This window comes from Gordonia sp. SGD-V-85, from assembly GCF_001456905.1.
GTDB lineage: Bacteria > Actinomycetota > Actinomycetes > Mycobacteriales > Mycobacteriaceae > Gordonia > Gordonia hongkongensis.
This window is the reverse complement of record NZ_LNQO01000004.1, coordinates 165,612-192,266: the sequence shown is the minus strand read 5'-3', so window position 1 is coordinate 192,266 and position 26,655 is coordinate 165,612. Positions and strand designations below refer to the sequence as shown.

Sequence of the window (26,655 nt, the reverse complement as noted above, 5' to 3'; positions counted from 1 at the left end):
GTGACCGAATCCCACGTCGGCGACCCCAAGTCGGGTGTGTTCCGGCTGATGGCGGTGCACGCGCACCCAGACGACGAGTCGAGCAAGGGTGCCGCCACGACCGCGAAGTATGCGGCCGAGGGCAACGAAGTGCTCGTCGTCACACTCACCGGCGGTGAGCGTGGCGACATCCTGAATCCGGCGATGGACCGCCCGGGCATCAAAGAGCGGATGACCGAGGTCCGTCGCGAGGAGATGGCCAAGGCCGCCGAGGCGCTCGGCGTCCGACAGACATGGCTCGGCTTCGTCGACTCGGGCCTCCCCGAGGGCGACCCGCTCCCGCCTGTTCCGGAGGGTTCCTTCGCCTCGGTGCCGCTCGACGAGGCCACCGAGGCCTTGGTGCGCGTGGTCCGCGAGTTCCGCCCGCACGTGATCGTCACCTACGACGAGCACGGCGGATATCCGCATCCCGATCACATCCGCTGCCATGAGGTGTCGGTCGCGGCGTACGAGCAGTCCGGCGATCCGGACGCGTTCCCGGACGCCGGCGAACCGTGGACGGTGTCGAAGCTCTACTACACCCACGGGTTCATCCGGGACCGGATGGTCCTGTTCTCCGACGAGTTCGCGCGGCACGGCCAGGAGAGTCCGTTCGCCGAGTGGCTCAGCAAGTGGGACCCGAGCCGTGGCGATCTGATGGGACGTGTGACGACCCAGGTCGAGTGCTCCAAGTACTTCCCGCAGCGTGACGACGCGCTGCGCGCCCACGCCACGCAGATCGATCCGAACGGGGTGTTCTTCGCGGTGCCGCTGGAGTGGCAACAACGCCTGTGGCCGACGGAGGAGTTCGAGCTCGCCCGGACCCGGGTCAAGACCGCGTTGCCGGAGACCGATCTCTTCGCCGGGATCGAGGCGTGATGGGCACCAGCACAGTCGTGAACGACACCCTGATGGTCCTGGCGCAGGAACCCCAGGGGCCGGAGTTCGGCAAGGCCTCACCGCTGGGCCTGCTCGTGATCCTGTTGCTGCTCGTCGGGACCGCGTTCCTCATCTGGTCGATGAACCGGCAGCTGAAGAAGCTGCCCGCGTCCTTCGACGCCGAACACCCGGAGGCCGACCAGGCCTTCGACGAGGGAACCGATTCGCCGGGCCCGGCCGGTTCGGACGCGGTCGCACCGAACCCGCCCGGGACCCCGGGTGCCACCAGTGCCGCGGGCACCGACGACCGGCGGCCCGCCGACACCTGAGTCGAGGCGTAGAAGTGGAGTCATGCGCATCTCCACTCTGATCGGGACGTCACTCGCGACCGCTGCGGCGGCAGCCATCGGCAGTGTGGTCACCAAGCCGGCGGTCGAGACCTGGTATCCGAAGCTGGCGAAACCGTCCTTCGTACCACCGAACTGGGCGTTCCCGCTCGCCTGGACCTCGCTCTACGCCGACCTCGCGGTGACCTCGGCAGTCACCCTCGACGACCTGGCCGACGACGGCGACCACGAACAACGTCAGCGGTATCTCGCGGCGCTCGGCGCCAACCTCGTGCTCAACGGCGGGTGGAGCTGGATCTACTTCGGCCGGGGCGCCCTCGGAACCGCGTCGGTCGCGGCGGCGGCGCTCACCGTGAGCAGCGCCGACCTCGCCCGGCGCACCGCACGGACGAACCGGACGGCAGGTGCCGCGCTCGCCGCCTACCCGGCGTGGTGCGCGTTCGCCACCGTGCTCTCGACGAGCGCCTGGTGGCTCAATCGTGGTCGGCGGTCACCGGCGCCTGCCTGAGCGTCGCGGCGAATCGGTCCATCGCCCAGTCGATCTCGGATTCCGTGACCACGAGCGGTGGTGCGAGTCGCAGCGTCGAGCCGTGGGTGTCCTTGGCGAGGACATTGCGTTCGGACAGCCGCAGACAGAAGTCCTTGCCGGTGCCGAGCGCGGGGTCGAGATCGATCCCTGCCCACAGGCCGAGGCCGCGCACCGCCACCACCCCGTTCCCGACGAAGTCGCGCAGTCGGGCGTGCAGATGATCGCCCAGTTCCGCCGCCCGTCGTTGCCAGGTCCCGTCGGCGAGCATGTCGACGACGGTGTGACCGACGGCTGCGGCGAGCGGGTTACCGCCGAAGGTCGATCCGTGCTGACCGGGATGCAGCACGCCGAGGACGTCGTGGTCGGCAACCACCGCCGACACCGGTAGGAGCCCGCCGCCGAGTGCCTTCCCCAGCAGGTAGACGTCGGGTTCGACGCCCCAGTGCTCTACTGCGAAGGTCCTACCGGTGCGGCCCAGACCGGACTGGATCTCGTCGGCGATGAACAGCACGCCGCGTTCGGAGCAGAGGGCCCGCGTGCCGGGCAGGTAATCGTCGGGAGGCACGACGACGCCGGCTTCGCCTTGGACGGGTTCGAGCAGGACGGCCACCGTGTTCTCGTCGATCGCGGCATCGAGGGCAGCCAGGTCGCCGAACGGGACACGAACGAATCCCGGTGTGTAGGGGCCGAATCCGGCGCGCGCCTCGGGGTCGTCGCTGAACGAGACGATCGTCGTCGTGCGGCCGTGGAAGTTCCCGGAGGCCACCACGATCGTGGCGCGGCCGTCGGGTACGCCTTTGACGTCGTAACCCCACTTGCGGGCGACCTTGATCCCGGATTCGACCGCCTCCGCACCTGTGTTCATCGGCAGGACCATGTCCTTGCCGCACAGGGAAGCCAGTGCGGCGCAGAACGGTTCGAGTCGATCGGACCGAAATGCGCGGCTGGTGAGGGTGACCCGCGCCAGCTGATCGAGTGCGGCGGCGACGATGCGTGGATGGCGGTGGCCGAAATTGACCGCGGAATAGGCCCCGAGACAGTCGAGGTGTCGACGGCCGTCGATGTCGGTGATCCAGGCCCCCTCGGCGGTGGCCGCGGTCACCGGGATCGGCGAATAGTTGTGCGCCACATGAGGTTCGACGACGCCGAGCGGTGCGCCCGCGCTGGTGTGGGTGCCGGTGCCGGGGCTCGTCATCGTCATGAATCGAGGGTATCGTCGAGGTCTGGTGCAAACAATCGACGTCGATTGCGTCTGAACGCAACGGATCGCCGGTATGGAAGCAAAGGGGAGCGGTCTGTTGCGGACACTGGACGACCTCGACGAGAGGGTGCTCGCGCACCTCACCCGGGACGCCCGGGCGACCTACCAGCAGATCGGGCAGCAGGTGGGGTTGTCGGCCCCCGCGGTGAAACGACGCGTCGACCGCCTGGTCGCCGACGGCGTCATCCGGGGTTTCACCGCGGTCGTCGACCCGCACGCGATGCAGTGGACCACCGAGGCATACGTGTTGGTGTACTGCCGGGGCAACATCTCGCCCGACGAGTTGAAGGCGGCGTGGGAGCCCATACCGGAGGTGGTGGGTGCGGCGACGGTCACAGGTCAGGCCGACGCCGTCCTGCGCGTGATGGCCCGCGACGTACGGCACCTCGAGCAGGCGCTCGAACGCATCCGGCGGGCCGGCCCGGTGGATCGATCAGAGTCGATCCTCGTGCTCAGCGAGCTGATCGACCGGGGGCACCCGTGAGAATCGGGGTGTCGAAACCGTTGTGCTAGTGTGGTCGCCGTGATCAGCACCGTGCGCGCGTATTGGCGCTTTATCGAGGCTCCGGGTGGGGCCACGATGATGCGTTGACCTGACGCGCGCACGACACACCCGGAGCCCGAGCAGCGACCCCACGGTCGCTGCTCTTGTCATTTGAGCGGGGCTCCGACCACACCCAGGGCATGCCTCGTCACCACAACGACACGGGCATGACCTCGAAAGGCACACAACGTGACCACCTTGCCGGACCTCCCGATCCGATCCGACGACAACGCCGAATCGACCTCCGACCGCCGCATCCGGGCGTTCCGTCCGATCCCGTCGCCCGACACCGTGCGCAGCGAATTGCCCCTCTCGGCACGACGAGCCGTCGCCGTCCAGCGCGACCGGGACGAGATCGCCGACATCCTCGCCGGCCGCGATGACCGGCTGCTCGTCATCGTCGGGCCCTGTTCGGTCCACGATCCGATCGCCGCCATCGACTACGCCCGGCGCCTCGCGCCGCTGGCCGATGCCTACTCCGAGCGACTCAAGATCGTGATGCGCGTCTACTTCGAGAAGCCGCGCACCACCGTGGGGTGGAAGGGCCTGATCAACGACCCCGGGATGGACAACACCTTCGATGTCGAGCGTGGCCTGCGCACCGCCCGGTCGTTGCTGCTCGACATCATCGACCTCGGTCTGCCCGTCGGATGTGAGTTCCTCGAACCGACCAGCCCGCAGTACATCGCCGACGCGGTCGCGTGGGGTGCCATCGGCGCCCGCACCACCGAGTCCCAGGTCCACCGGCAGCTGGCGTCGGGCCTGTCGATGCCGATCGGCTTCAAGAACGGCACCGACGGCAACGTCCAGGTCGCCATCGACGGCGTGAAAGCCGCTGCGGCCGAACACGTCTTCTTCGGAGTCGACGACTTCGGCAACGGTGCCGTGGTGGAGACCGCGGGCAACGAGGACTGCCACATCATCCTGCGCGGCGGCACGCGCGGCCCGAACTTCGACGCGGAGTCGGTGTCGGCGGCCGCCGAGGCGCTCGCCGCGGCCGGCCTGCCCGCCCGGGTCATGATCGACTGTTCGCACGCCAATTCGGGCAAGGATCATGTCCGTCAGGCGGAGGTCGCCACCGAGATCGCGACGCGACTCCGGGCGGCGCGCGAGGCCGGTGAGCCCTCGAACGTCAGCGGCGTGATGCTGGAGAGCTTCCTCGAGCCCGGCGCGCAGTCGACCGAGGCCACCCCGCTGGTGTACGGCAAGTCCGTCACCGACAAGTGCATGGGCTGGGAGGCCAGCGCCCAGGTCCTGGCGGCGCTCGCGCGGGGCTGACCCTTCCCTCGCCTCAGTATCTGCGGCTCGGCGGCCGTCGTGGACCATGAAAGAACACTCGTGAGCGTCCGAATCTCATGCTCCCTGAGGTGCGAGCGAAGCGAGCCACGAAGGGTGTAGCAACGTGTCTCACCAGGCCCTTCGTGGCTCGTCGCTTGCGCTCCTCGCACCTCAGGGATCAGTGGGTTGTGTGCTTCTTTCGGACCGGGGAACGATGGGAGACGCTTCGCTCGGGTCAGACGACGTCGACCTCAGACGTCGAGTCCGGGATCGTGATCAGTGCTCGACGACGCAGTGTTCCGCGGGGCGACCGTACCGACGGCGCCACGCGGAACTCGGCCTCCCACCGATCGGAGTGGATCCGGTTGAGCAGGTAGCCGCGTTGCGAGTTGCCGAACCGGACGTGGGGTGACGCTTCCTTGAGGCGGCGGTCGCCGTCGTCGCTGTCCTCCCCGTCCCCGCCGGAGGTGATCGACGTCGCGGCCAATTCGACGCCGCGCGTGAGCGATTCATCGGTGTAGGAGGTCCGGAGGTCGGCGACCACGCTGCGATGGATGTCGCCGGCGAGGGACACCAGATTGCGCACGCCCCGGTCGGCGGCGCCGCCGAGGATGCGGGAGCGCGAGGCCTCGTAGCCGCTCCACCCGTCCATGCTGACCGCCCGGGTCGAGCCGACGGTTCGGGCGAGGTCGGCCATCGGTACCTGCTGGGCGAGGACGTTCCACCGGTGCCGGGACGAGGCGAAACCGTCGAGCACCCATCGTTCCTGTTCGGCGCCGAGGATGGTGCGGGAGACGTCCGCGGTGCGCGCGTTCTGCCCGGTGTCGTTGTCCCCGTTGGCCTGATCGCTGCGGTGACTGCGGGTGTCGAGGAGGGTGAGGTCGACGAGATCGCCGAAACCGAGCCGCCGATGCGCGCGGATGACGGTTCCGTTCGGTCGGGCCGCCACCCGCACCGGCGTGTTCTCCCACCAGGCGCGCAGCGCGCGGGCGCGACGCAGCGCGAACGCGGTGAGTGGGGTGTGGTCCTCGGGAATCGCTGCGGCCCAGTTGTTGTCGACCTCATGATCGTCGAAGGTGATCACGAACGGTGCCATCGCGTGGGCGAGTTGGAGGTCGGGGTCGGACTTGTACAGCGCGTAGCGCTCGCGGTAGTCGTCGAGGTCGACTGCTTCCCGTGTTGCCGAGAGAGGAAGCACCGCATCGGGTCTCGCACCACCATGAACCGGGATCGGCTTCTCGTAGATGTAGTCACCGAGGTGGAGCACCACGTCGGGTGCATGCGCCGCCAGGTCGGCGTACGCATGGTAGTAGCCGTCGGACCAGTTCTGGCAGGACGCGACGGCGACCGTCATCTTCTCGACGCGTGCGAAAGGTGCTGGTGCCGTTCGGGTCCGGCCGACCGTCGAGACCTCGCCGAGTGCCCGGAACCGATAGAAGTAGTCGGCGGCGGGCGCGAGACCGCGGACATCGACGTGCACGCTGTGCCCCCATTCCGCGGTGGCGTGGACCGTACCCCGACGCACGATGCGGGTCATGGATTCGTTGGCGGCGATCTCCCAGTCGACTCGCACCGGGCGTGGTCCCATGCCGCCACCGGGCGCGAACGGGTTGCGCGACAATCGCGTCCACAGCACAACGCCGTCGGGGAGGGGGTCACCGGACGCCACCCCGAGTCCGAACACGCCGGCGGGGTGAGCCGGTGTGGGTAGGGCCGGCGAGGTGCCGCCGAGGAGGCCGGGCGTGAACGCGAGACCGGCGACGAGTGCCGACCAGGTGAGGAAGCGGCGTCGGGAAGTGCCGCCGCGGAGCGTGAGGTCGGGATGACAACGGATGGTCGACGGTGTGAGAAGGGCCGGTGATGCGTCGGCCGGGTTTCCCCGCATGGCCTCAGCCGACCAGGATCACCTGACCTGGGCTCCACCTGCAGACGGCGGGGACATGATGCGGAGGTGAAGTCTCCGACCTCCACGCGTACGTCCCCGCCGCCTGCCCGACGGGCTACCGCGAGTCGATCAACCCGCTCGACTCGCTCTCGGCGTCGGTCACGACGCCGACTCGCTTGCGACGGGCGCGGATTCCGAGTGCGGCGTCGACCACGAGGAACCCGAGCAGGCTGAGTCCGAGCAACGGCACGAACCAGCCCACCACCGCGGCCACCACCACGATCGCGACCGCGCCGGCCACCGGCACCCGACGCAGTGCACCCCGTGCCGGCGGGCGACCCACCGCGACCGCGCCGCCACGCTTCGGCCGCCGTTGCCACCACATCTGATAGCCGCGGACGATCAACACCACGAGCGCGATCGCCAGGAGCAGGAGAACCAGCTGGCTCACCCAGCCGAACAGGATGCCCATGTGCAGTGCGATGCCCCAGGTCGTGAGTTTCGCGGCGAGCGGCCAGTCGGCGAACCGCAGTTCGTCGACAACGGCACCGGTCGCGCCGTTCACGGTGACGGTGTCCTGGGCGAACTGCCAGGGCTGCCTGGTCTCGGCGATGGTGAAGGCGGTGTCCGCATCGGTCGGGATCGAGACCTCCACCTGGCCGTCCACACCGGCGGCCCGAGCGGTGCCCAGCACCCGGTCGAGCTGCGCGATCGTCTGCCCGGACGCTTCCGGAACGTGCTGCTCGTGACCCGCGCCGCCGTGATCGCCGTGCCCGCTGTGATCACCCAGCCCGTCCGATCCGGACGTCGATCCGGACAGCGAGGTGTCGACCGTCGGGGTCGTCCAGCTCAGCGCCGTGCGCACATCGGAGACGTGCTCACCGGCGTACTTCGACCAAGTCAGACCGGTGGCCGACAAGAACACCAACCCCACCGCGATCCAGACGCCGATCACGCCGTGCCGGTTGCGGGTGCGGTTGCGTCCGGTCGCCGATCGGTCGAAGGCGACCAGGTCGGCGGCGCGTCGTTTTCGGCGCGCGCGATACGCGGAGATCCACAGCGTGAGGCCGGCCACGGCGATGACCCACAGCCAGGAGGCGGCGAGCTCGCTGTAGATCCGGCCGGGCTCGCCGAGATGGAGGTGACGGTGCAGTTCGCTGATCCAGGTGCGCATCGGCAACGCCGCGCTGCTGCCGTAGGACACCAGCTCTCCGGTCGATTCCAGGGTCACCGGATCGATGAACACGGCCTGGCGCTTCGACGCCCCGAGGGAGGGATCGTCGAACAGGACGCGGGTCGTGTCGCCGGCCTCGGCGGCCGGGCGCACCGCGGACAGGGTGAGGTCCGGGCGGAGCCGGGCCGCCGCCTCGACCTGTTCGGAGATCGGACGTGCGTCGCCGGTGCTGTCGGTGGAGAGTTGATCGCGGTAGACGACCTGTTCCAGCGACGGGGAGATCGCGTAGAGCCCGCCACTGACCGCCGCAACGATCAGGAACGGCGCGATGAAGATGCCTGCGTAGAAGTGCAAGCGGCGCAGCAGAGGTTGCCAGCTGTTCGGGGTCACCCGCCGGTCTGGTGCGGCGGCTGGTGGAGTGGGGTTGTCGTCGGATGTTTTGGGACGGGGGTCGGGCGGCCCGGTGGGTTCACCGGGGCGGGACAGGTTCGACAGGGACACGGTGGGCCTCTCATGCGGAAGACGGCGCGCGGCATCGACCGCGGTCAGGCGGGATGGCAGACGCGCACCGACCGGCCCGTCGGGTGACGGGTCGGCGGAGTAGGGAATCAGCGCGTGAGGGCCGGGGGTCCGCGGGTGTCGAGAGCGGCGATGGCGCGCAGGCGGGGCCGCGCGTCGTCGTGGGTCGCCCGCGGGGCGCGCAGGATCGCGTCGTCAGCGGGCGGGTCGAGGACGGCCCGGATGAGAGCGACGACCGCGGTCAGGACGCTGAGCAGGGCGGGTTCGACGACGTGGATGGCGGCGGCGGTGAGCAGAGTCGCCACCGCGTGGACGAACAGCATGGTCCCGCTCGGCGCGTGTGCAAGCGCACTCACACCGGCGTGGTGCGCCGACGAGGCATCGAGCGCGGTGAGGGACACGTGTGCGAGCACCTGTCCGGCCGCGAGGAGCCCGATCGTGCCGAGCCACCCGGGACGACGACGGGCCGTCGCGCCGATCGTCCAGCCGAGTACGGTGCACGCCGCGATCATGAACACCAGAGATGAGGTGGCGGGGAGAGAACCGGCCGCGAGCCCGTGCGCGGCCACCGCGGTGCTCGCCGACAGCGCGCCGACGACCCCACCGCGAAGGCGGTGGAGGGCGCGCACGTCCGGGTTCACGGAAGGAGCATAGCGACGGCGGTCATGCCCGAACCGCGCGCGGTCAGCGAACGGGCAGGTCAGCCCAACACCAGGAGCCAGGCGGCGACGTAGTGCAGCAGGGCCGCGACTGCGGTGCATGCATGGAACACCTCGTGATGACCGAAGGTCTCCGGCCAGGGGTCGGGCCAGCGTGCCGCATAGAGGACGCCACCGACGCTGTAGAAGACACCGCCGAGCGCGAGCAGGATCAGAACGGGCAGACCGGTCTCGCCGACGAGCGCCGGGGCGACGGCCACGATCACCCAGCCCAGCACGATGTAGAGGGTGACCCCGAGCCAGCGGGGTGCGCCGGGCCACGCGATCTTGAGGGTCGCACCGGCGGCTGCGCCGGCCCAGACGATGCCGAGGACCCACCAACTGGTCGGCGAGGGAAGCCCGAGGGCGCAGAACGGCGTGTAGGTGACGGCGATGAACAGGAAGATCATCGCGTGGTCGGCACGTTTCATCCGGGTCCGCGCGCGGGCGGTCTTCCACGGAATCCGGTGGTAGCCGGCGCTGATCGCGAAGAGTCCGAGCACGGTGACCGCGTAGACGGCACACGGGACGACGGCGACGGGGTCGCCGACCGTGGCCGCGCCGATCACCAGGGCCAGCCCCGCGACCGCGGCCACATAGGCGGAGTAGTGGTGGATGACCCCGCGCAGTCGTGGGCGGACGTCAGCCGGCGGGTTCAGCAACGTGCTCACCGAACCTACGGTACCGTAACTTCGCGCGTCCACAGCGTCACCGGCAAGGCGCGATGCGACGCGTAAGGTGTCCTGCGTGACACGAGGCCGACACGACGCGGGAACGACGCGAGGATGAAGCTCCTGCCGGACCGGCTTCGACGACCCGTTCTCTCCGTCTACGAACGGCGGCTCATCCAGCTCCTCGACACCGAGCGCCTGCCGCGTCACGTGGCGATCATCTGCGACGGCAACCGGCGGTGGGCGCGTGAGGCTGGTTTCGAGGACGTCAGCCACGGACATCGCGTGGGTGCCCAGCGCATCGCGGACATGCTCGGCTGGTGCGCCGGCCTGGGCATCGAAGCCGTCACGATCTACCTGTTGTCGGCCGAGAACCTCAACCGGTCGTCGGACGAGCTCGACGCACTCCTCGAGATCGTGCCGGACATCGTCGACGAGATCTCCGCGTCCGAGGGCGAGTGGCGGATCCGCATCGTCGGCACCCTCGACGCACTGCCCGAGCCGGTGGCCGGACGTCTGCGGGCGGCCGCCGACCGCACCGCCGAACGGCAGGGGATGAACGTCAACGTCGCCGTCGGATACGGCGGGCGCCAGGAGATCGTGGACGCGGTTCGCGCACTCCTGGAGGAGAAGGTGACCGCCGGGGCGACTGCGGCCGAGATGGTGGATGCGGTCACCGTGGAGGCGATCGACGCCAATCTCTACACCAAGGGTCAGCCCGACCCGGATCTCGTGATCCGGACCTCCGGAGAGCAGCGGCTGTCGGGATTCCTGTTGTGGCAGAGCGCCTATTCGGAGATCTGGTTCACCGACGCCTACTGGCCGGAGTTCCGTCGGGTGGACTTCCTGCGCGCCTTGCGCGACTACTCCGCGCGGAGCCGGCGGTTCGGCAAGTGACTCCGCCGGTGTCGATCCGCGCCGGGTTCAGCGTGCGGCGGAGTCGGCCAGGAGCCCGGTCAATGCGGTGAGATCGGCGCCGAAGGTCGACGCCGCGGGAGTGCCGAAGCCGACGCCGATCCCGCCGGAGGGCAGCGGGTCGGCGTCGGGATGCCGGAACAGGGACTGTCCGGTCACCGCGATTCCGCGTTCGTAGGCCCGGTGGACGATGGTTCCCTCGTCGGCATGGTCGACGGGGATCAACGCGTGCAGTCCGGCGGCGATGCCGGGGAGTTCGAGTCCGATTCCGGCCAGGGCCGACACCAGCGCATCGCGCCGGGTCCGGTAGGCCTGACGGCTGCGCCGGATGTGCCGGTCGTAGGCTCCGGAACCGATCAGTTCGGCCAGCGTGAGCTGATCGACGATGCTCGCGTCGGCCTCACGGAAGCCCTTGCCGCGCAACACCGGTTCGACCAGGTGGGCGGGAGTGGCCAGCCAGCCCGCGCGTACCGCCGGCGACAGGCTCTTGCTCAGCGAGCCGGTGTGGACGACGACGTCGGGGCCGAGCGCCTGCAACGCACCGACCGGTTCGCGGTCGTAGCGGAACTCGCCGTCGTAGTCGTCCTCCACGATGACCGCGCCGGTCCGCCGCGCCCAGTCGACGACCTGCATCCGGCGCGCCGGCGAAAGAGCGACACCGGTGGGGAACTGGTGGCTGGGGGTCAGCACGACCGCGGCCGCCCCGGTGCGTTCGAGCTCGTCGATCACCATGCCGTCGGCGTCGATGCGCACCGGTACGACCCGCGCGCCGCCGCGCTCGAGGGCGTGCCGATGAAAGGGCAGACCGTGGCTCTCGACCGCGACGACACCACCGATCACCGTGCGCGCCAACAACTCCAGTGCCGACAGCACCGACGTCCCGAGAACGATCAGGTCCGGTGCGGTGCGGACACCCCGCGTGCGGGCCAGGTAACCGGTGAGGGCGTTCCGCAGCTCGAGGCGCCCGCGGGGGTGAGCCGGTCCGAAGGCGTCGTCGGGGGTCTCGGTCAGGGCGCGTCGGGTGGCGCGGATCCAGTCGTTGCGCGGGAACATCCCGGCGCAGGGTCGTCCCAGCGAGAAGTCGTGACGCAGGGCCGGCAAGGCGGTGGACGCACCGGGATCGTCGATGGCCGGTGGCCGTGCCGCACCGTCGGCGACCCGGGTGGCCGAGCCCTGGCGCGCGGTCAGCCACCCTTCCGCGATCAGTTCGGAGTAGACCGCCGACACGGTGCCGCGAGCGAGACCGAGGTCCGCGGCGAGGGATCGGTACGGCGGCAATGCGGTGCCCGCGGGCAGCCGGTTGTCGAGGATGGCCGAGCGCAGCGCCTCGGTGAGGGCCCGGCGCAGGGTGGCACCGCGCCCGCGTGCACCCGCGCCCGGATCGGGCTGCAGATCGAGGAAAAGGTCCGCGCCCAGCCGCTCGGCTACTTCGGCCCAGGGATCCGCCATCGAATTGACCCGCTTTTCTGCCATCGGATTGGACCACTTTCTTGAGCTAATTGCGGCATAGCCTAAACCCACAACACAGAGCTGTCCGTCCTTGAGGAGGAACGAGATGAAGATCGTGGTCGTGGGTGCCAGCGGTGCGCTGGGAAGTCGGGTCGCCGACCTGCTCGTCGAGCGGGGCCACGAGGTGGTGCGCGCCAGCCGGGCGACCGGCGTCGACGCCTACACCGGAACGGGTCTGGCGGCGGCGTTCGACGGTGCCGACGCCGTCGTCGACTGCCTCAGTCTCCAGACGCTGAAGGCGAAGGAGGCGATCGACTTCTTCGAGACCACGGCGACCAAGATCGGCCGCGCCGCGACGACGGCCGGCGTCGCGCACGTCGTCGTGGTGTCGATCGTCAACGCCGGCGATCCGGCGGTCAACGCCAAATTCGGTTACTACCAGGGCAAAGCGGCACAGGAGGCCGCCTACGGCGAGGTCGTCGACCCCGCGGCACTCAGCATCCTTGCGTCGGTGCAGTGGTTCGAGCTCGCCGAGCAGATGATGTCGTCGATGGGGTTCGGTCCGATCGCCGCGGTGCCCAGGATGCGGTGCGCCCCGGCCGCGGTCGCCGACGTGGCCGTGGCGGTCGCCGACGTGGTGACCGCGGGTCCGACCGGGAAGCGGACGATCGAGGTGAGCGGACCGGTGGAGATGGACCTGGTCGATGTGGCGAAAGCGGTTGCTGCGCAGACCGGCTCACCGCGATGGATATTCGGCGTCCGGTTCGGGGGGCCGGCGATCCGCGGGGGCGGACTCGTGCCCGCCGATCCCGACGTCGTCACGTCGACGACGCTCGACGGGTGGCTGGCCGGTCGCGAGAGTGCGAATGCCGGGGAACGGCGATGAGCGCCGCCGCCCGGCCGGCGACGAGAATGTGGATACCGCAGGACAATCCGTCCGTGTACAAGGCCCTCGTGGCTCTGCAGCGGGCATCGTCGGCCGGCGTTGACCCAGAACTCGCCGAACTGATCGTCATCCGGGCCTCGCAACTCAACGGGTGCGCCTACTGCCTGCACATGCACACCTCCGATGCCCTCGCCAAGGACATCGACCCGCACAAACTGATGATGATCGCCGCGTGGCGGGAGGCCGGATCGGCGTTCACCCCGGCCGAACGGGCGGCGCTGGCTCTCACCGAGAGCGTCACGCTGATCGGCGAGAACGGTGTCCCCGACGACGTGTTCGATTCCGCACGAGCCTATTTCGACGCCGCCGCGATGGGTCAGCTGGTCGCGTCGATCGTGATGATCAACGCGTGGAACCGCATCGCGCTGGCCGGCGGGTACCCGGCCGGACTCGACGAACGCCGGGCCGCGTCGTCGGTCAGAGCTTCCGCAGGCGCACCCGGTTGATGGAGTGGTCGTAGTCCTTGCGCAGCACCAGTGACGCCCGCGGCCGGGTGGGCAGGATGTTCTCGATCAGATTCGGACGGTTGATCGAGGTCCACAGATCCCGGGCCGCGGCGGTCGCCTGATCGTCGGTCAGCGACGCGTACGCGTGGAAGTGCGAGTCCGGGTTGGCGAACGAGGTGGTCCGCATCTGCAGGAAGCGCGAGATGTACCAGGATTCGATGTCGTCGATCTTGGCGTCGACGTAGATGGAGAAGTCGAACAGGTCCGAGACCATCAGCGTCGCTCCGGTCTGGAGCACGTTGAGGCCCTCGAGGATCAGGATGTCGGGCTGGCGCACATAGTGATAGACGTCGGGCACGATGTCGTAGGCGAGGTGCGAGTAGACCGGCGCGGCGACCTCGCGCGCACCCGACTTCACCTCGGTGACGAAGCGCAGAAGGGCCCGGCGATCGTAGGACTCGGGAAATCCCTTGCGGTGCAGAATGCCCCGACGCTGCATCTCCGCGGTGCGCAGCAGAAAACCGTCGGTGGTGATCAGGTCCACCTTCGGGTGGGACTCCCAGCGGGCGAGCAGGGCGGCGAGCACGCGTGCCGTCGTCGACTTCCCGACCGCCACACTGCCGGCGATCCCGATGACGAAGGGCACCTGCCGATTGGTCTGTCGCTCACCGAGGAAGGTGGAGGTCGCGGCGAACAACCGTTGCCGCGCAGCGACTTGCAGGTGGATCAGACGAGAGAGCGGCAGATACACGTCGGCGACCTCGTCGAGGTCGATCTGCTCACCGAGGCCGACGAGCTCGGCCAGTTCGTCCTCGTTGAGGACCAGGGGCATCGACTCGCGGAGTTCGCGCCACTGCCTCCGGTCGAGTTCCAGGTACAGACTGGGATCCCGATCGGTGGCGTTGCGGGCCATCAGGGCAGCTCCGCCGATGTCGGTTCCGCCGCTCCCGGAGTGATCATGCGTACAGCTTAGGGCGACGTGTGACAGCGTCGATCGGTAGCCTGCCGGTATGCCGTCCCCGACCGTCGCCGACACCGACCACGCCTCGGACCCGCTGGTGGCCGAGTACCTCCGCCTCGGCCTCGCTTTCGACCGCCTCGAACGGGGCTTCGTCGACGCCTACACCGGCGATCCCGCGCTGAAGGCGGAGGTCGAGAACGCGTCCGCACCCGATCCCGCCCGGCTCGCCGACCGCGCGCGCGGGCTGCTCGCCGACCTGCCCGGTGCTCTCGACGCGGCGCGCGCCGAGTTCATCGGCGCCCACCTGCGCGCGCTGGAGTGCTCGGCGCGCAAATTCGCCGGCGACGACGTCGGATTCGTCGACGAGGTCCGCGCCTACTTCGACGTCGACATCGCGATGGCCGATCCGGACCGGTATCGGCAGGCGCACGCCGACCTGGCGGAGGCCCTCGGCGTCCCGGGCGCCACCGGCGACGAGCTCCGCGACATCTACGCCGCGCACCGGCGTGCCGACGAGATCCCGCCCGAGCGGGTCGACGAGTGTGTCCGCGCGTTCAGCGGCGCGCTCCGCGAACGAGTTCGGTCCGCATATCCGTTGCCGGACAACGAGATCGTCGAGTTCGAGGTCGTCACCGACAAGCCGTGGTCGGGATTCAACTACTACCTCGGCAACTATCGCTCACGCGTCGCCATCAACGCCGATCTCACGCAGTACATGTCCTCCCTGCCCGCGCTCATCGCGCACGAGGCCTACCCCGGTCACCACACCGAGCACTGCCGTAAAGAGCAGTTGCTCGTCGGCGCGGGGCACGACGAGCAGTCGATCTTCCTGGTCAACACCCCGCAGTGCCTGATGGCCGAGGGCCTCGCCGACCACGCGCTGGCCGCGATCGTCGGTCCCGAGTGGGAAACGTGGGCACAGGAGATCTACGCCGACCTCGGACTCCGCTTCGACGCCGGCCGGGCGATGGGCGTCGGACGCGCCACCGCCGGGCTCCTCGGCGTTCGTCAGGACGCCGCGCTGCTGCTGCACGACCGCCACGCCGACGCCGACACCGTCGCCGAACATCTCCGGCGCTGGCTTCTCGCACCCGAGGAACGGGCCCGGCAGATGCTGCGATTCCTCACCTCGCCGCTCTGGCGCGCGTACATCAGCACCTACGTCGAGGGATACCGATTGGTCGAGGCGTGGCTCGAGCAGGCCGACGACCGCGCGGCCGCCTTCGGTCGCCTACTCGACGAACCACTCATCCCGGCGAGTCTGCGGCGCGAACTGCTGTAGACACTCGGCCCGCTCGCTTCGCTCCCGGCGCCTGGTACCTAGAATCGGGGCATGACCGCGAATCCGTCATCCTTGAACTCGATGTCCCTGGCCGAGCTCGACCCCGACGTCGCAGCCGCCATGAACGGTGAACTCAGCCGCCAGCGGGACACCCTCGAGATGATCGCCTCGGAGAACTTCGTGCCGCGTGCGGTGCTGCAGGCCCAGGGCAGCGTGTTGACCAACAAATACGCCGAGGGATATCCGGGACGTCGCTACTACGGCGGGTGCGAGTACGTCGACGTCGTCGAGGACATCGCCCGCAACCGGGCGAAGGAACTGTTCGGCGCCGACTTCGCGAACGTGCAACCGCACTCGGGTGCCCAGGCCAACGCCGCGGTGCTGCAGGCCCTGATGGAGCCGGGGGAGACCATGCTCGGTCTCGACCTCGCGCACGGCGGTCACCTCACCCACGGCATGCGCCTGAACTTCTCCGGCAAGCTCTACGAGAACGCCTTCTACGGCGTGAGCAAAGAGGACTTCCGCATCGACATGGACGAGGTGCGCAAGATCGCCCTCGACGTCAAACCGAAGGTCATCGTCGCCGGGTGGTCGGCCTACCCGCGCACGCTCGACTTTGAGGCGTTTCGCTCCGTCGCCGACGAGGTCGGTGCATACCTCTGGGTCGACATGGCCCACTTCGCCGGTCTCGTCGCCGCCGGCCTGCATCCGTCGCCGGTCCCGCATGCCGACGTCGTGTCCTCGACCGTGCACAAGACCCTCGGCGGCCCGCGTTCGGGGATCATCCTGGCCAAGCAGGAGTGGGCCAAGAAGCTGAACTCGGCGGTGTTCCCCGGTCAGCAGGGCGGGCCGCTCATGCACGCGATCGCCGGTAAGGCGGTGGCCCTGAAGATCGCCGCCACCGACGAATTCGCCGAGCGCCAGCGGCGCACCCTGTCCGGGGCGCGGATTCTCGCCGAACGCCTCAACGGCACGGATGTGGCCGGCGCCGGCGTCTCGGTCCTGACCGGCGGTACCGACGTCCACCTCGTGCTCGTCGATCTGCGCAACAGCGCACTCGACGGCCAGCAGGCCGAGGACCTGCTGCATCAGGTCGGCATCACCGTCAACCGCAATGCGGTGCCGTTCGATCCGCGGCCGCCGATGGTCACCTCGGGCCTGCGCATCGGCACCCCGGCGCTGGCCACCCGCGGCTTCGACGACGAACAGTTCACCGAGGTCGCCGACATCATCGCCACCGCGCTCGCGGCCGGCGACGCCGCCGACGTCTCGGCGCTGCGTGGTCGCGTGTCCAAGCTCGCGCTCGACTTCCCGCTCTACGACGGTCTCGAGGAGTGGGGCCTGATGAGCCGGATCTGACCTGGATTGCCTGTCCCGGCGGCGCGTCCGTATCCTTTCAGCGATGAACGCCCTCACTGAAGACGACCTGATCATCGCGCTCGAGAAGGCTCTTCCCGAGATCGCCGAAGACCACCAGTCGGCCGCGGCTCCGTGGAATCCGCACGACTGGGTGCCGTGGGACGACGGACGCAACTTCGGGTTCCTCGGCGGAGCGGATTTCGATCCGTCGGAGGCCTTCCTGTCCGATGAGGCACGTGCGGGACTGCTCGCCCTCCTGCTGACCAAGGACAACCTGCCGTCGTACCACCGGGTGCTGGCCAAGCACTTCCCGGCCTTCTCGGACTGGCGGCAGCTCGTGGGCGTGTGGACCGCCGAGGACAACCGCCACGCGATCGTCCTGCGCGACTACCTCGTCGTGCGGCGCGCGATCGATCCGGTGGACGCCGAGGAGCGTCGTCGCATCCACGTCACGCAGGGGTATCGGCAGACGCCGGAGCAGGTCGAGCCGCTCGGCCCGCTCGACGTGCTCGCGCTGATGGCGGTACACGAGAACCAGTGCGTGCACTTCATCAAGCGCCTGTCGGCGGTTGCCGGCGACGAGGCGCTCGTGGAGATCCTGACGAAGATCTCCAACGACGACCAGGGCCAGGCCACCACCTTCGGCGCGTCCCTCAACGCCGGTGTCGTCGCCGACCAGGACACCACGGTCCTCGCCATCGACCGGGCGCTGGCCCTCGACGAGCCGATCGGCCACGACATCGCCGACTTCGACGCCGAGCGCGCACTCCTCGCCGACTACGAGAACGCCGAGGTGAAGGCGGCCATCGCGGCGGCCCTGGCCGACGCGGTCAAGCTCGACACCGTCTCCGGTCTTGGTGAGGAGGCGGAGGCCGCGCGCACCCGCATCCTCGCCCGCACCGGCCGCTGACGACTCGCGCCCAGTACGAACACGGCGCCACCGGGACGACGAAAGTCCTGGTGGCGCCGTGTTGCGTCTCCGGTGGAAACGATACGGCGGTTTACCCACAATTCACGCCGACACACCGGATTCCGGCGCGCCGCCAACGATTTCCGCGCGTACGTTGGCGAGTGACGGACCGCGGGGAAGCGGTTCGTTCGGGAGGTTCAATTCGTGGTTTGTGCGAGCAACGCGAGGGGACCGGCCCCGGTCCTCGTCCCCCTCGGCTGACGCCGGGACAACGGACAACTGGACCGGCCGGTCGACCAACACTGGTTTGTGCGGGAGCCGCACGAACGTAGGAGCCCCACGTGACCACACGCACCTACGTCCTCGATACCTCCGTGCTGCTGTCCGATCCCTGGGCGGTCATGCGTTTCGCCGAACACCACGTCGTGCTGCCACTGGTGGTCATCAGCGAACTCGAGGGCAAACGTCACCACCACGAACTCGGCTGGTTCGCGCGTGAGGCGTTGCGCATGCTCGACGACATGCGACTCGAACACGGCCGGCTGGACCTGCCGCTCGAGATCGGCGACGAGGGCGGCACCCTCCAGGTGGAGCTCAACCACACCGACCCCGCGGTGCTGCCCGCCGGCTTCCGCACCGATTCGAACGACTCCCGGATCCTCGCCTGCGCACTGAACCTGCGCGCCGAGGGCAAGGACGTGACCCTGGTCTCGAAGGACACACCGCTGCGGGTGAAGGCCGGCGCGGTGGGCCTGGCCGCCGACGAGTACCACGCGCAGGATGTCGTGGTCTCAGGGTGGTCGGGCATGACCGAACTCGATGTCGCCACCGCCACGGTCGACACGCTGTTCGCCGAGGGCGTCGTCGACCTCGACGAGGCACGCGAACTGCCGTGTCACACCGGTGTTCGACTGCTCAGCGCCACGTCGAGTGCCCTGGGCCGGGTGAACGCGGACAAGCGGGTGCAACTGGTCCGCGGCGACCGCGAGGCCTTCGGACTGCACGGACGGTCGGCCGAGCAGCGGGTCGCCCTCGACCTGCTCCTCGACGAGAGCGTGGGGATCGTCTCGCTCGGCGGCAAGGCCGGTACCGGAAAATCGGCGCTCGCGCTTTGTGCGGGACTGGAAGCGGTCCTGGAACGGCGTACCCAGCGGAAGGTCGTCGTGTTCCGGCCGCTGTACGCCGTCGGCGGACAACAGCTCGGCTATCTGCCCGGTAGTGAGTCCGACAAGATGGGTCCGTGGGCGCAGGCGGTCTTCGACACGCTGGAGGGGCTCGCGTCGCCGGAGGTCATCGACGAGGTCTTGAGCCGCGGCATGCTGGAGGTGCTGCCTCTGACGCACATCCGCGGGCGGTCGCTGCACGATTCGTTCGTCATCGTCGACGAGGCGCAGTCGCTGGAACGCAACGTGTTGCTCACCGTCCTGTCCCGCCTGGGGTCGGGATCTCGCGTGGTGCTGACCCACGATGTCGCGCAACGTGACAATCTTCGCGTGGGCCGCCATGACGGCGTCGCCGCGGTCATCGAGAAGCTGAAGGGACACCCGCTCTTCGCGCACATCACGCTCACCCGCAGCGAGCGGTCGCCGATCGCCGCACTCGTGACCGAGATGCTCGAGGAGTTCGCGCCGTAGGGTCGGCGCCGACCTCTGGGTTCCAATTGCTCGGTGGCCGTAAGGATTTCGCCGCCGGAAACTCGAAGGCCGCGTCGACTCCGGAAGGGAGTCGACGCGGCCCTCGTGTGTCAGATCAGGCGGTCGGCGGTTCGATCGGGGTGAAGTCGCGGAGCGAATTCAAGAGGTCGACGATGGCGGTGAGCAGTTCGACGTTCTCCAAGGATGTCATTGTTCTCCCTTAATCGAATGGCTATCCGTTTCGACGGCCGCCTCTATTCGACGCCGTCGTTCGCAACAGTAATGATCTGATAACAAACGCGCAAACAAAGTCCAAGAGAATTCGACCCCTTTCTCAGATTAATTCGTCGAATGCGTTTTTGTACTGCCTCTCGAATCATGGCAATTCTGTGTTTTCGAATCGAGAAATCGACCTCGACCGAGTGAATCCGGCTTCTGTCCATACGCTGACCGACTCGTCGCCGACACCCGATCCGAACCGCACCGTGACCAGGACGTGACTCATGGTCTCTTGCGTACTGTCAGACTGGCATGGTGCAGAAGTTACTGATGAGGCGAATGAGACTGCTGGGACTGTTGGTGATCGCGGTGCTCGCCGCGGTTGTCGGCGGCGCCGGGCAGTCGGTCGCCGCCCCAGAGACAACTACACCCGAGACATCCACGCCGGGGACGTCCACCACGCCTAGTCCGGGAACGACGCCCGGGTCGGGCATGCCGCTGCTCGACGGCATTCTCGACCAGCTCGCCGGTGGGACCGGGTCGGACGACGGCACCGGCGGTGCCGGTGTACCCGGGGCGGGTGGGCCGACGAGCCAGATGATCGTCGTGACCGCGCCGAAGGCGTCCGACACCACCGCCACCCTGACGGCCTTCGACCGGGGCGCCGACGGCAGTTGGAAACCCGTCATCGGCCCGACGAAGGCCTACCTCGGTTCGCTGGGCATGGGCGAGCCGAAGGACAACGTCCACCGGACCCCGCAGGGCACCTTCCCGCTCGACCAGGCCTTCGGCCGTGCGGAGAATCCCGGGACCAAGATGCCGTATCGCAAGGTCGACCAGCAGGACTGGTGGGACTCGAACATGAAGTCGCCGACCTACAACACGCACGTGCGTCAGCCGCAGAGCCCCGGCGGGGACAGTGAGAACCTCTACAACTCCGGCCCGGTCTACGACTACGCGGTCAACATCGCGCACAACCCGCAACGCACCCCGGGGCGGGCGTCGGCGATGTTCCTCCACGTGACCAACGGTGAACCGACCATGGGCTGCGTCGCGATCGAACGCGAGCTGATGAAACAGATCCTCGTGTGGCTCGATCCGGCCAAGAACCCGAAGATCACCATCGGTGTCAACCAGGGTGCACCCGCAGGCGACGCGCCCGGAGCAACCCCTCAAACCGCTCCGGGCACGACGCCGGGGACGACGCCTCCCACCACCTCGGGCGTTCCGGGTGCCGACGTCCTGACCGGTCTGCTCTCGCAGCTCGTCGGCGTGGTTCCGGCCCTGTTCGGGCTCGGCGGTCAGGCGGGCTGATCGGTCCGGCCGGGCCGGGCGCGAACGTCGGACAAACTCATCCGGGCACATCGGCAGCCGGGGCACCACGTGGCCTCGGTGCTGATGTGCCACCCGTTGACCCGGGCGAGATCGTCCAGATCGGACTGGCGGAGCGGCGTACGGATCGCGAACGCGCGTCCGCAACTGCCGCAGTGCCGGTCGGAGGGGGAAGTCCCGGTTTCCACGAATGCGGAAACAACTGTCATCTCGATGGACCTTCTCTGTCACTTGTTCGGGCGTCGGGCCGCACTCGTCCGAGAGCCCTCCCTGTTCGGACGAGCGACCATTTCAGTGTCAGCTTATGTGATGTAGATCTCAAGAGTCGAATGACACATCGTTCGATCGACCCCCCGCGTGGCCCCCCGCGCGGCGCGTCAGCGTCGTCGGTCGCGGTTCGCGGTCTTCGCCGCGTACACCGCCGCCTGGGTCCGGCGCTCCATGCCGAGCCTGCCGAGCAGTCGCGAGACGTAGTTCTTGACGGTCTTCTCGGCGAGATGCATCCGCGCGGCGATCTGCCTGTTGGTCAGGCCCTCGCCGAGTAGGGCCAGCAGCGTCCGATCCTGCTCGCTGAGTCCGTCGTCCGCCGGTTCCGCGGCGTCCTGCCGGGCGCGTAACCGATCCATCAAGGCTGCCGCGGCGCGATTGTCGAGCAGAGACCGGCCGGCGCCCACCTCGGCGATCGCCTGCGCCAGTTCCATCCCGGTGATGTCCTTGATCACGTAACCGCTGGCCCCGGCCAGGATGGCGTCCATCATCGCCTCGTCGTCGGTCAGTGAGGTCAGCATGAGGCAACGCAGGCCGTCCACTCTGCTGAGGAGCTCACGGCACAATTCGATGCCGTTGCCGTCCGGAAGCCGGACGTCGAGCACGGCGACATCCGGAGACACCGCGGGAATGCGCGCGAGCGCCTGCGCGACGGTGGCGGCCTCGCCGACGACCTCCACGTCGGAAACGGAGTCGAGCAACTCGACGAGTCCCCGTCGGACGACTTCGTGGTCGTCCACCAGGAAAACCCTGATCATGCCGTCTCCCTCCGGATCGGACACCTGAATCGGATTGTAGGACGGGCCGGACGAATTAGACGAATGTGTGCAGGTCTAATTAAATGTCATCGCTCGTGTCCCACCCCGAGCGAAACCGCGTTCGAACCCGAAGTGCAGCACCCGGAAATGAACCTGACTATGATCCGGTACATGGTTTCCGAATTCTCGGAACTGGATCCGAGATCGCTCGAATTGCAGAAAGCGCTGTCGCAGATGCGTTTGCGCGAACTGCTCGACGAGGTCTCCGACCGGATCAGCCTGATCGCCGACGTACGCGATCAGACCGACGGGCTCCTGCAGGCGATGTTGGTCGTCAGTTCCGGACTCGATCTGGAAACCACTCTCGAATCGATCGTGGCGTCGGCGATCCGTCTCGTCGACGCCGAGTACGGGGCGCTGGGCGTGCTCGGGAGCGGGCATCACCTGTCCGCGTTCCTCTCCCAGGGCATCGACGCCGAGACCCGGGTACTGATCGGCGACCTGCCCACCGGTGGCGGCGTCCTCGGTCAGCTCATCGACCAGCCCGAGCTCCTGCGGTTGTCCGATTTGTCCGAGCACCCCGAATCGGCGGGTTTCCCGGCCAACCACCCGCCGATGACGAGTTTCCTCGGCACGCCGATCCGGGTCCGCGACGAGGTCTTCGGCAATCTCTATCTGACCGAGAAGAAAAACGGCGGCGTCTTCACCGAGGACGACGAGGTGGTCATCCAGGCGCTGGCGTCGGCTGCCGGGATCGCGATCGACAACGCCCGGCTCTACGCGCAGGCGCAGAACCAGCTGGCCTGGATCGAGGCCAACCGGGACGTGATGACCGAGTTGCTGACCGGCGCCGATCATCAAGACGTCCTCGAGCAGATCGCGCGGAAGGTGCTGACCCTGGCCGATGCCGACCTGGTCTTCATCGCCGAGCCCCACGACACCGAAGAACCCGTGGAACTGATCGACGAACTGGTGATCACGGTCGCCGAGGGAGAAGACGGACACGTCTTCCGCGGCCAGAGCATCCCCATCACCGGGTCCACCTCGGGGACGGCGTTCGTCCAGCGCCGGCCCGTGCTCCGGAATCACCTGGAGTACGAGGTCGGCGATTCGACGCGCTACGGGCCGGTCATGGCCGCCCCGCTGCGCACCGTCGATTCCACACGGGGAGTGCTGATCGCCATGCGGGCCGACGGGCGGGAGCCGTTCGCCCGGGATCTGCTGGGACTGAGCGCGGACTTCGCCGACCAGGCCGCACTCGCGATGCAGTTGGCCACCGCGACGATGCAGGCCCACCACATGCGCGTGCTCGAAGACCGCGAGCGTATCGCGCGCGACCTCCACGATCATGTGATCCAGCGGATCTTCGCCGAGGGGCTCAGCCTACAGGCGACGCTGCAGCGCACCCACTCACCCGATATCCGGTCGCGGCTCACCCGCTCGATCAACAACCTCCAGGACATCGTCCAGGAGGTGCGCTCGACCATCTTCGACCTGCAGACGGAGGACATGACCGTCACTCGGTTGCGCCAGCGTGTGCAGGAGGTCATCGACCAGCAGATCGACGACCTGCCGATCCAGATGCACGTGCGGACCTCGGGTCCGCTGTCCGTGGTCGATCGCCCATTGGCCGAGAATGTCGTCGCGGTGATACGCGAGGCGGTCAGCAACGTCGTGAAGCACGCCCGGGCCACGACGGTGACGGTGTCGATCACGGTCGCCGACGAGCTGGTCGTCCAGGTCATCGACAACGGCATCGGGCTGCCGGCGGACGTGACTCCGAGCGGTCTGGCCAACCTCGCGCTCCGGGCCGAGAAGGCCGGCGGAACGTTCACGACGACCCCGCCGCCGGGCGGCGGTCTCGCGCTGCGGTGGTCGGCGCAGCTCTAGTGACACACCACTAGGGGGCGTCCGCCTCGGCCGGTAGTCGCCATGCCGACATGCGTTCGGTCAGCCAGGCGACCGTTTGGAGTCCGGTGAGCACGCCGAAGAGCACGAGCAGCCACACGGACAATCCGATGATCGCGCAGACGGCGAATGCGGCGAGGAAAGCGACGAGAACGGCCGTGAGAGTGATGACGGTCCCCCTGGGAGAGCTTGCTCCGACTGTGTGCGGAGAAATTGACCCTCACACCATCCACCGACGTCGCGCCCGCCGGGAGGGGCCGAAGGTCACCGATCCGAGGGGCCAAGGAAACGTCGGGTCGTCGCCGCTGCCGCTGCCGCCGCTGCTGATGCGCGGTGAGTCGTGCCGGCCTCAGGCGGGCCGACCCCGTTTGAGCTCGAAGCCGGTCACATGACGGGCATCGCCGTCCCGCGGCGCGGTCGCCATCTCGATCTGCGCCCGCGCCTGGTCGAGGACCGGGGTGTCCGGATCGAGGACGGAGAGGTAGCGGTCGTGGGCGGCGAGTGCTCGAACGGCCGCGTCGAGTTGTTCCTCGACCTCGACGCCGTGGGTCGCCGCCGGACCGTTCTCGAACAACCACGACGGCGGGGCTTCCAGGGCGTCGTAGGCCTCGACGACCGCCGCGGCGAACTCCATGTGGTCGCGCTGGTTGGGCATGCCCGGCGCCCACTCGGGCCCACCGAAGAGCGAGACGATCACCTGCGGACGCACCCGTTCGACGGTCTCCGTGATCTTGTCCCGCAACTCCGGCACGTTGCGGATGTCACTGTCGGGGAACCCCCAGAACTCCACCTCGTCGACGCCGACGATCGACGCGGACGCGCGCTGCTCCGCTTCCCGCAGGGGGCCGCACTCGGCGGGTGGCAGACCTTCGATGCCCCGCTCGCCGCTCGAGGCCAGCGCGTAGACGACTCGCTTGCCCTCGCCGGTCCAGCGGGCGACGGCCGCCGCCATCCCGTACTCGGGGTCGTCGGGGTGGGCGACGAGCACGAGTGCGGTCTGCCAGTCGGTGGGGAAGGGGAGCAGCTGCGCCGTCACGGTTCTCAGCGCTCCCGGTCGAGATTGGCCATCTTCAGCACGTCGAGCCGGGCGTCCAGTTCGTCCTCGGTCAGCTTCTCGCCGACCAGGCCACGTTCGAGGACGGTCTCGCGGATGGTCTTGCCCTCCTTCAGTGCCTGCTTGGCGACGGCCGCTGCCTCCTCGTAGCCGATGGCGCTGTTGAGGGGGGTGACGATCGACGGCGAACTCTCCGCGAGCGTGCGCAACCGCTCGGTGTTGGCCTGCAGACCGGTAATACAGCGGTCGGCGAACAACCGCGAGACGTTCGCGAGCAGCTTGAGGGACTCGAGGACGTTGCGCGCCATCATCGGGATGTAGACGTTGAGTTCGAAGGCGCCGTTGCCGCCGCCCCAGGTGACCGCGGCGTCGTTGCCGATGACCTGCGCCGCCACCTGCGTGACAGCTTCGGGCAGAACGGGATTGACCTTGCCCGGCATGATGGAGCTGCCCGGCTGCAGGTCGGGGAGCAGGATCTCGCCGAGCCCGGTGAGCGGACCCGAGCCCATCCAGCGGACGTCGTTGGCGATCTTGGTCAGCGACACCGCGATCGTCTTCAACTGGCCGGAGAGTTCGACGAGCCCGTCACGGGCCGCCTGCGCCTCGAAGTTGTCCTTCGCGAGGGTGAGTGACTCGACGCCGGTGAGCGACACGAGTTCGGCGACCACCTTGGTACCGAAGCCATCTGGCGCATTGAGGCCGGTGCCGACCGCGGTACCGCCGATGGGCAGTTCGCCGACGCGCGGGAGGGCGGCGGTGATGCGCTCGATGCCGGCCTCGACCTGACGCGCGTAACCGCCGAACTCCTGTCCGAGCGTGACCGGTACCGCGTCCATCAGATGCGTGCGCCCGCTCTTGACGACCTCACGCCATTCGGTTGCCTTGTCGGCCAACGTCTTCTGCAGATGTTCGAGCGCCGGGATCAGGTCGGTGACGGCGGCCTCGGTGGCGGCGACGTGCGTCGCCGTCGGGAAGGTGTCGTTGGACGACTGGGACATGTTGACGTGGTCGTTCGGATGCACCTCGACGCCGTTGGACTTGGCGATCGACGCGATGACCTCGTTGGTGTTCATGTTCGAGCTGGTGCCCGAACCGGTCTGGAACACGTCGATCGGGAACTGGTCGTCGTGGCGTCCGTCCGCGATCTCGGTGGCCGCGGCGACGATCGCGTCGGCCTTCTCCTTGTCGAGGAGACCGAGGTCGGCGTTGACGGTGGCGCAGGCCGCCTTCAGCAGTCCCATCGCCCGGATCTGCGTCCGTTCGAGGGGGCGTCCGCTGATCGGGAAGTTCTCCACGGCACGTTGCGTCTGTGCCCGCCACAGGGCGTCGACGGGTACCCGGACCTCGCCCATGGTGTCGTGCTCGATGCGGTACTGCTCGCCCTGCGCGTCGGTCTGTGTTTCCTCGGTCAT

General features: G+C 68.5%; 25 protein-coding genes. 14 read left to right on the top strand and 11 right to left on the bottom strand.

The features are described 5' to 3' along the window. From mca to AS181_RS06340, 3 genes are read left to right on the top strand one after another with little or no spacing between them, the layout of a single operon-like run. Nucleotides 1-897 carry a mycothiol conjugate amidase Mca gene (gene mca / locus AS181_RS06350; RefSeq protein WP_055474886.1) on the top strand — a complete coding sequence of 299 codons (897 nt, stop codon included), beginning with the start codon at nt 1-3 and terminating at the stop codon, nt 895-897. Next, a complete protein-coding gene (locus AS181_RS06345; protein ID WP_058250739.1) occupies nt 897-1,226 on the top strand; it encodes a hypothetical protein in 330 nt (109 codons plus the stop codon). The genes mca and AS181_RS06345 overlap by 1 nt, the downstream gene beginning before the upstream one ends. A 22-nt stretch (nt 1,227-1,248) precedes the next feature. Further along, nucleotides 1,249-1,752, top strand: coding sequence for a TspO/MBR family protein (locus tag AS181_RS06340; RefSeq protein ID WP_058250738.1), 504 nt, complete (start codon nt 1,249-1,251; stop codon nt 1,750-1,752). On the opposite strand, the gene rocD is transcribed toward AS181_RS06340, so the two are convergent. After that, on the bottom strand, nt 1,718-2,974 hold the full coding sequence (gene rocD / locus AS181_RS06335; protein ID WP_058250737.1) for an ornithine--oxo-acid transaminase: 1,257 nt from the start codon (nt 2,972-2,974) through the stop codon (nt 1,718-1,720). The two genes, AS181_RS06340 and rocD, sit on opposite strands and share 35 nt — an antisense overlap. A gap of 97 nt (nt 2,975-3,071) precedes the next feature. Here rocD and AS181_RS06330 point away from each other — a divergent pair, with 97 nt between their 5' ends. Then, nucleotides 3,072-3,518, top strand: coding sequence for an Lrp/AsnC family transcriptional regulator (locus AS181_RS06330; protein ID WP_058250893.1), 447 nt, complete (start codon nt 3,072-3,074; stop codon nt 3,516-3,518). A 249-nt stretch (nt 3,519-3,767) separates the two neighbouring features. Then, on the top strand, nt 3,768-4,856 hold the full coding sequence (locus AS181_RS06325; protein WP_058250736.1) for a 3-deoxy-7-phosphoheptulonate synthase: 1,089 nt from the start codon (nt 3,768-3,770) through the stop codon (nt 4,854-4,856). Between the two features lie 235 nt (nt 4,857-5,091). Here AS181_RS06325 and AS181_RS06320 read toward each other — a convergent pair whose 3' ends face one another. The 4 genes from AS181_RS06320 to trhA all read right to left on the bottom strand — a co-directional run bounded on the left by AS181_RS06320 (nt 5,092) and on the right by trhA (nt 9,803). Next, nucleotides 5,092-6,741: an alkaline phosphatase D family protein gene (locus AS181_RS06320; RefSeq protein WP_058250735.1), complete on the bottom strand. Its 1,650-nt coding sequence runs from the start codon at nt 6,739-6,741 to the stop codon at nt 5,092-5,094. A gap of 115 nt (nt 6,742-6,856) precedes the next feature. After that, a complete protein-coding gene (locus AS181_RS06315) occupies nt 6,857-8,416 on the bottom strand; it encodes a PepSY-associated TM helix domain-containing protein (protein WP_374193859.1) in 1,560 nt (519 codons plus the stop codon). Between the two features lie 107 nt (nt 8,417-8,523). Beyond that, nucleotides 8,524-9,075, bottom strand: a complete 552-nt coding sequence (locus AS181_RS06310; RefSeq protein WP_231742312.1) for a hypothetical protein — start codon at nt 9,073-9,075, stop codon at nt 8,524-8,526. A 59-nt stretch (nt 9,076-9,134) separates the two neighbouring features. Continuing rightward, nucleotides 9,135-9,803 carry a PAQR family membrane homeostasis protein TrhA gene (gene trhA, locus AS181_RS06305; protein ID WP_058250734.1) on the bottom strand — a complete coding sequence of 223 codons (669 nt, stop codon included), beginning with the start codon at nt 9,801-9,803 and terminating at the stop codon, nt 9,135-9,137. 114 nt (nt 9,804-9,917) lie between these two features. Here trhA and AS181_RS06300 point away from each other — a divergent pair, with 114 nt between their 5' ends. Next, nucleotides 9,918-10,700 (top strand): isoprenyl transferase, encoded by a 783-nt coding sequence (locus AS181_RS06300; protein ID WP_058250733.1) that lies wholly within the window; start codon nt 9,918-9,920, stop codon nt 10,698-10,700. Nucleotides 10,701-10,727: 27 nt separating this feature from the next. Here the strand turns inward: AS181_RS06300 and pdxR are convergent, their stop codons facing one another. After that, nucleotides 10,728-12,191, bottom strand: coding sequence for a MocR-like pyridoxine biosynthesis transcription factor PdxR (pdxR, locus tag AS181_RS06295; RefSeq protein ID WP_058250732.1), 1,464 nt, complete (start codon nt 12,189-12,191; stop codon nt 10,728-10,730). 82 nt (nt 12,192-12,273) lie between these two features. Between pdxR and AS181_RS06290 the strand changes: the two genes are divergently transcribed. Next, nucleotides 12,274-13,053, top strand: coding sequence for an SDR family oxidoreductase (locus AS181_RS06290; protein ID WP_058250731.1), 780 nt, complete (start codon nt 12,274-12,276; stop codon nt 13,051-13,053). Beyond that, nucleotides 13,050-13,559: a carboxymuconolactone decarboxylase family protein gene (locus AS181_RS06285; protein WP_058250730.1), complete on the top strand. Its 510-nt coding sequence runs from the start codon at nt 13,050-13,052 to the stop codon at nt 13,557-13,559. The genes AS181_RS06290 and AS181_RS06285 overlap by 4 nt, the downstream gene beginning before the upstream one ends. Here AS181_RS06285 and coaA read toward each other — a convergent pair. Next, a complete protein-coding gene (gene coaA / locus AS181_RS06280; protein ID WP_058250729.1) occupies nt 13,531-14,472 on the bottom strand; it encodes a type I pantothenate kinase in 942 nt (313 codons plus the stop codon). The genes AS181_RS06285 and coaA overlap by 29 nt on opposite strands. A gap of 97 nt (nt 14,473-14,569) precedes the next feature. Here coaA and AS181_RS06275 point away from each other — a divergent pair, with 97 nt between their 5' ends. The 5 genes from AS181_RS06275 (at nt 14,570) to AS181_RS06255 (ending at nt 21,238) form a co-directional block, all read left to right on the top strand. After that, nucleotides 14,570-15,802 (top strand): hypothetical protein, encoded by a 1,233-nt coding sequence (locus AS181_RS06275; RefSeq protein ID WP_058250728.1) that lies wholly within the window; start codon nt 14,570-14,572, stop codon nt 15,800-15,802. A 51-nt stretch (nt 15,803-15,853) separates the two neighbouring features. Next, entirely contained in the window at nt 15,854-17,161 is a 1,308-nt protein-coding gene (glyA, locus tag AS181_RS06270; protein WP_058250727.1) for a serine hydroxymethyltransferase, read from the top strand. A 43-nt stretch (nt 17,162-17,204) separates the two neighbouring features. Continuing rightward, nucleotides 17,205-18,071, top strand: coding sequence for an acyl-ACP desaturase (locus tag AS181_RS06265; RefSeq protein ID WP_058250726.1), 867 nt, complete (start codon nt 17,205-17,207; stop codon nt 18,069-18,071). Between the two features lie 341 nt (nt 18,072-18,412). Next, the gene (locus AS181_RS06260) at nt 18,413-19,705 is read left to right on the top strand and encodes a PhoH family protein (protein ID WP_058250725.1); all 1,293 of its coding nucleotides are present in this window, start codon (nt 18,413-18,415) and stop codon (nt 19,703-19,705) included. A gap of 558 nt (nt 19,706-20,263) precedes the next feature. Continuing rightward, nucleotides 20,264-21,238, top strand: a complete 975-nt coding sequence (locus AS181_RS06255) for a L,D-transpeptidase family protein (RefSeq protein WP_058250724.1) — start codon at nt 20,264-20,266, stop codon at nt 21,236-21,238. Here the strand turns inward: AS181_RS06255 and AS181_RS06250 are convergent. Beyond that, nucleotides 21,226-21,465, bottom strand: coding sequence for a hypothetical protein (locus tag AS181_RS06250; RefSeq protein ID WP_058250723.1), 240 nt, complete (start codon nt 21,463-21,465; stop codon nt 21,226-21,228). The genes AS181_RS06255 and AS181_RS06250 overlap by 13 nt on opposite strands. 168 nt (nt 21,466-21,633) lie before the next feature. After that, nucleotides 21,634-22,281 carry a response regulator gene (locus tag AS181_RS06245; RefSeq protein WP_058250890.1) on the bottom strand — a complete coding sequence of 216 codons (648 nt, stop codon included), beginning with the start codon at nt 22,279-22,281 and terminating at the stop codon, nt 21,634-21,636. 171 nt (nt 22,282-22,452) lie between these two features. Here AS181_RS06245 and AS181_RS06240 point away from each other — a divergent pair, with 171 nt between their 5' ends. After that, entirely contained in the window at nt 22,453-24,171 is a 1,719-nt protein-coding gene (locus tag AS181_RS06240) for a sensor histidine kinase (protein ID WP_058250889.1), read from the top strand. 367 nt (nt 24,172-24,538) lie between these two features. Here AS181_RS06240 and AS181_RS06235 read toward each other — a convergent pair whose 3' ends face one another. Together AS181_RS06235 and AS181_RS06230 are read right to left on the bottom strand one after the other, a co-directional pair. Continuing rightward, on the bottom strand, nt 24,539-25,225 hold the full coding sequence (locus tag AS181_RS06235; RefSeq protein ID WP_058250722.1) for a PIG-L deacetylase family protein: 687 nt from the start codon (nt 25,223-25,225) through the stop codon (nt 24,539-24,541). Between the two features lie 5 nt (nt 25,226-25,230). Beyond that, complete coding sequence (locus AS181_RS06230; RefSeq protein WP_058250721.1) at nt 25,231-26,655, bottom strand: class II fumarate hydratase; 1,425 nt, start codon at nt 26,653-26,655, stop codon at nt 25,231-25,233.

What these genes read in the sequence shown, in the direction of transcription:
- AS181_RS06230 (WP_058250721.1), bottom strand. Translation starts at nt 26,655, where the DNA reads ATGACCGAGGAAACACAGACCGACGCGCAGGGCGAGCAGTACCGCATC.
- pdxR (WP_058250732.1), bottom strand. Translation starts at nt 12,191, where the DNA reads ATGGCAGAAAAGCGGGTCAATTCGATGGCGGATCCCTGGGCCGAAGTA.
- AS181_RS06345 (WP_058250739.1), top strand. Translation starts at nt 897, where the DNA reads ATGGGCACCAGCACAGTCGTGAACGACACCCTGATGGTCCTGGCGCAG.
- AS181_RS06255 (WP_058250724.1), top strand. Translation starts at nt 20,264, where the DNA reads ATGAGACTGCTGGGACTGTTGGTGATCGCGGTGCTCGCCGCGGTTGTC.
- AS181_RS06285 (WP_058250730.1), top strand. Translation starts at nt 13,050, where the DNA reads ATGAGCGCCGCCGCCCGGCCGGCGACGAGAATGTGGATACCGCAGGAC.
- glyA (WP_058250727.1), top strand. Translation starts at nt 15,854, where the DNA reads ATGACCGCGAATCCGTCATCCTTGAACTCGATGTCCCTGGCCGAGCTC.
- AS181_RS06245 (WP_058250890.1), bottom strand. Translation starts at nt 22,281, where the DNA reads ATGATCAGGGTTTTCCTGGTGGACGACCACGAAGTCGTCCGACGGGGA.
- AS181_RS06265 (WP_058250726.1), top strand. Translation starts at nt 17,205, where the DNA reads ATGAACGCCCTCACTGAAGACGACCTGATCATCGCGCTCGAGAAGGCT.
- AS181_RS06340 (WP_058250738.1), top strand. Translation starts at nt 1,249, where the DNA reads ATGCGCATCTCCACTCTGATCGGGACGTCACTCGCGACCGCTGCGGCG.
- rocD (WP_058250737.1), bottom strand. Translation starts at nt 2,974, where the DNA reads ATGACGATGACGAGCCCCGGCACCGGCACCCACACCAGCGCGGGCGCA.
- AS181_RS06240 (WP_058250889.1), top strand. Translation starts at nt 22,453, where the DNA reads ATGGTTTCCGAATTCTCGGAACTGGATCCGAGATCGCTCGAATTGCAG.
- coaA (WP_058250729.1), bottom strand. Translation starts at nt 14,472, where the DNA reads ATGGCCCGCAACGCCACCGATCGGGATCCCAGTCTGTACCTGGAACTC.
- AS181_RS06290 (WP_058250731.1), top strand. Translation starts at nt 12,274, where the DNA reads ATGAAGATCGTGGTCGTGGGTGCCAGCGGTGCGCTGGGAAGTCGGGTC.
- AS181_RS06300 (WP_058250733.1), top strand. Translation starts at nt 9,918, where the DNA reads ATGAAGCTCCTGCCGGACCGGCTTCGACGACCCGTTCTCTCCGTCTAC.
- AS181_RS06250 (WP_058250723.1), bottom strand. Translation starts at nt 21,465, where the DNA reads ATGACAGTTGTTTCCGCATTCGTGGAAACCGGGACTTCCCCCTCCGAC.
- AS181_RS06320 (WP_058250735.1), bottom strand. Translation starts at nt 6,741, where the DNA reads ATGCGGGGAAACCCGGCCGACGCATCACCGGCCCTTCTCACACCGTCG.
- AS181_RS06275 (WP_058250728.1), top strand. Translation starts at nt 14,570, where the DNA reads ATGCCGTCCCCGACCGTCGCCGACACCGACCACGCCTCGGACCCGCTG.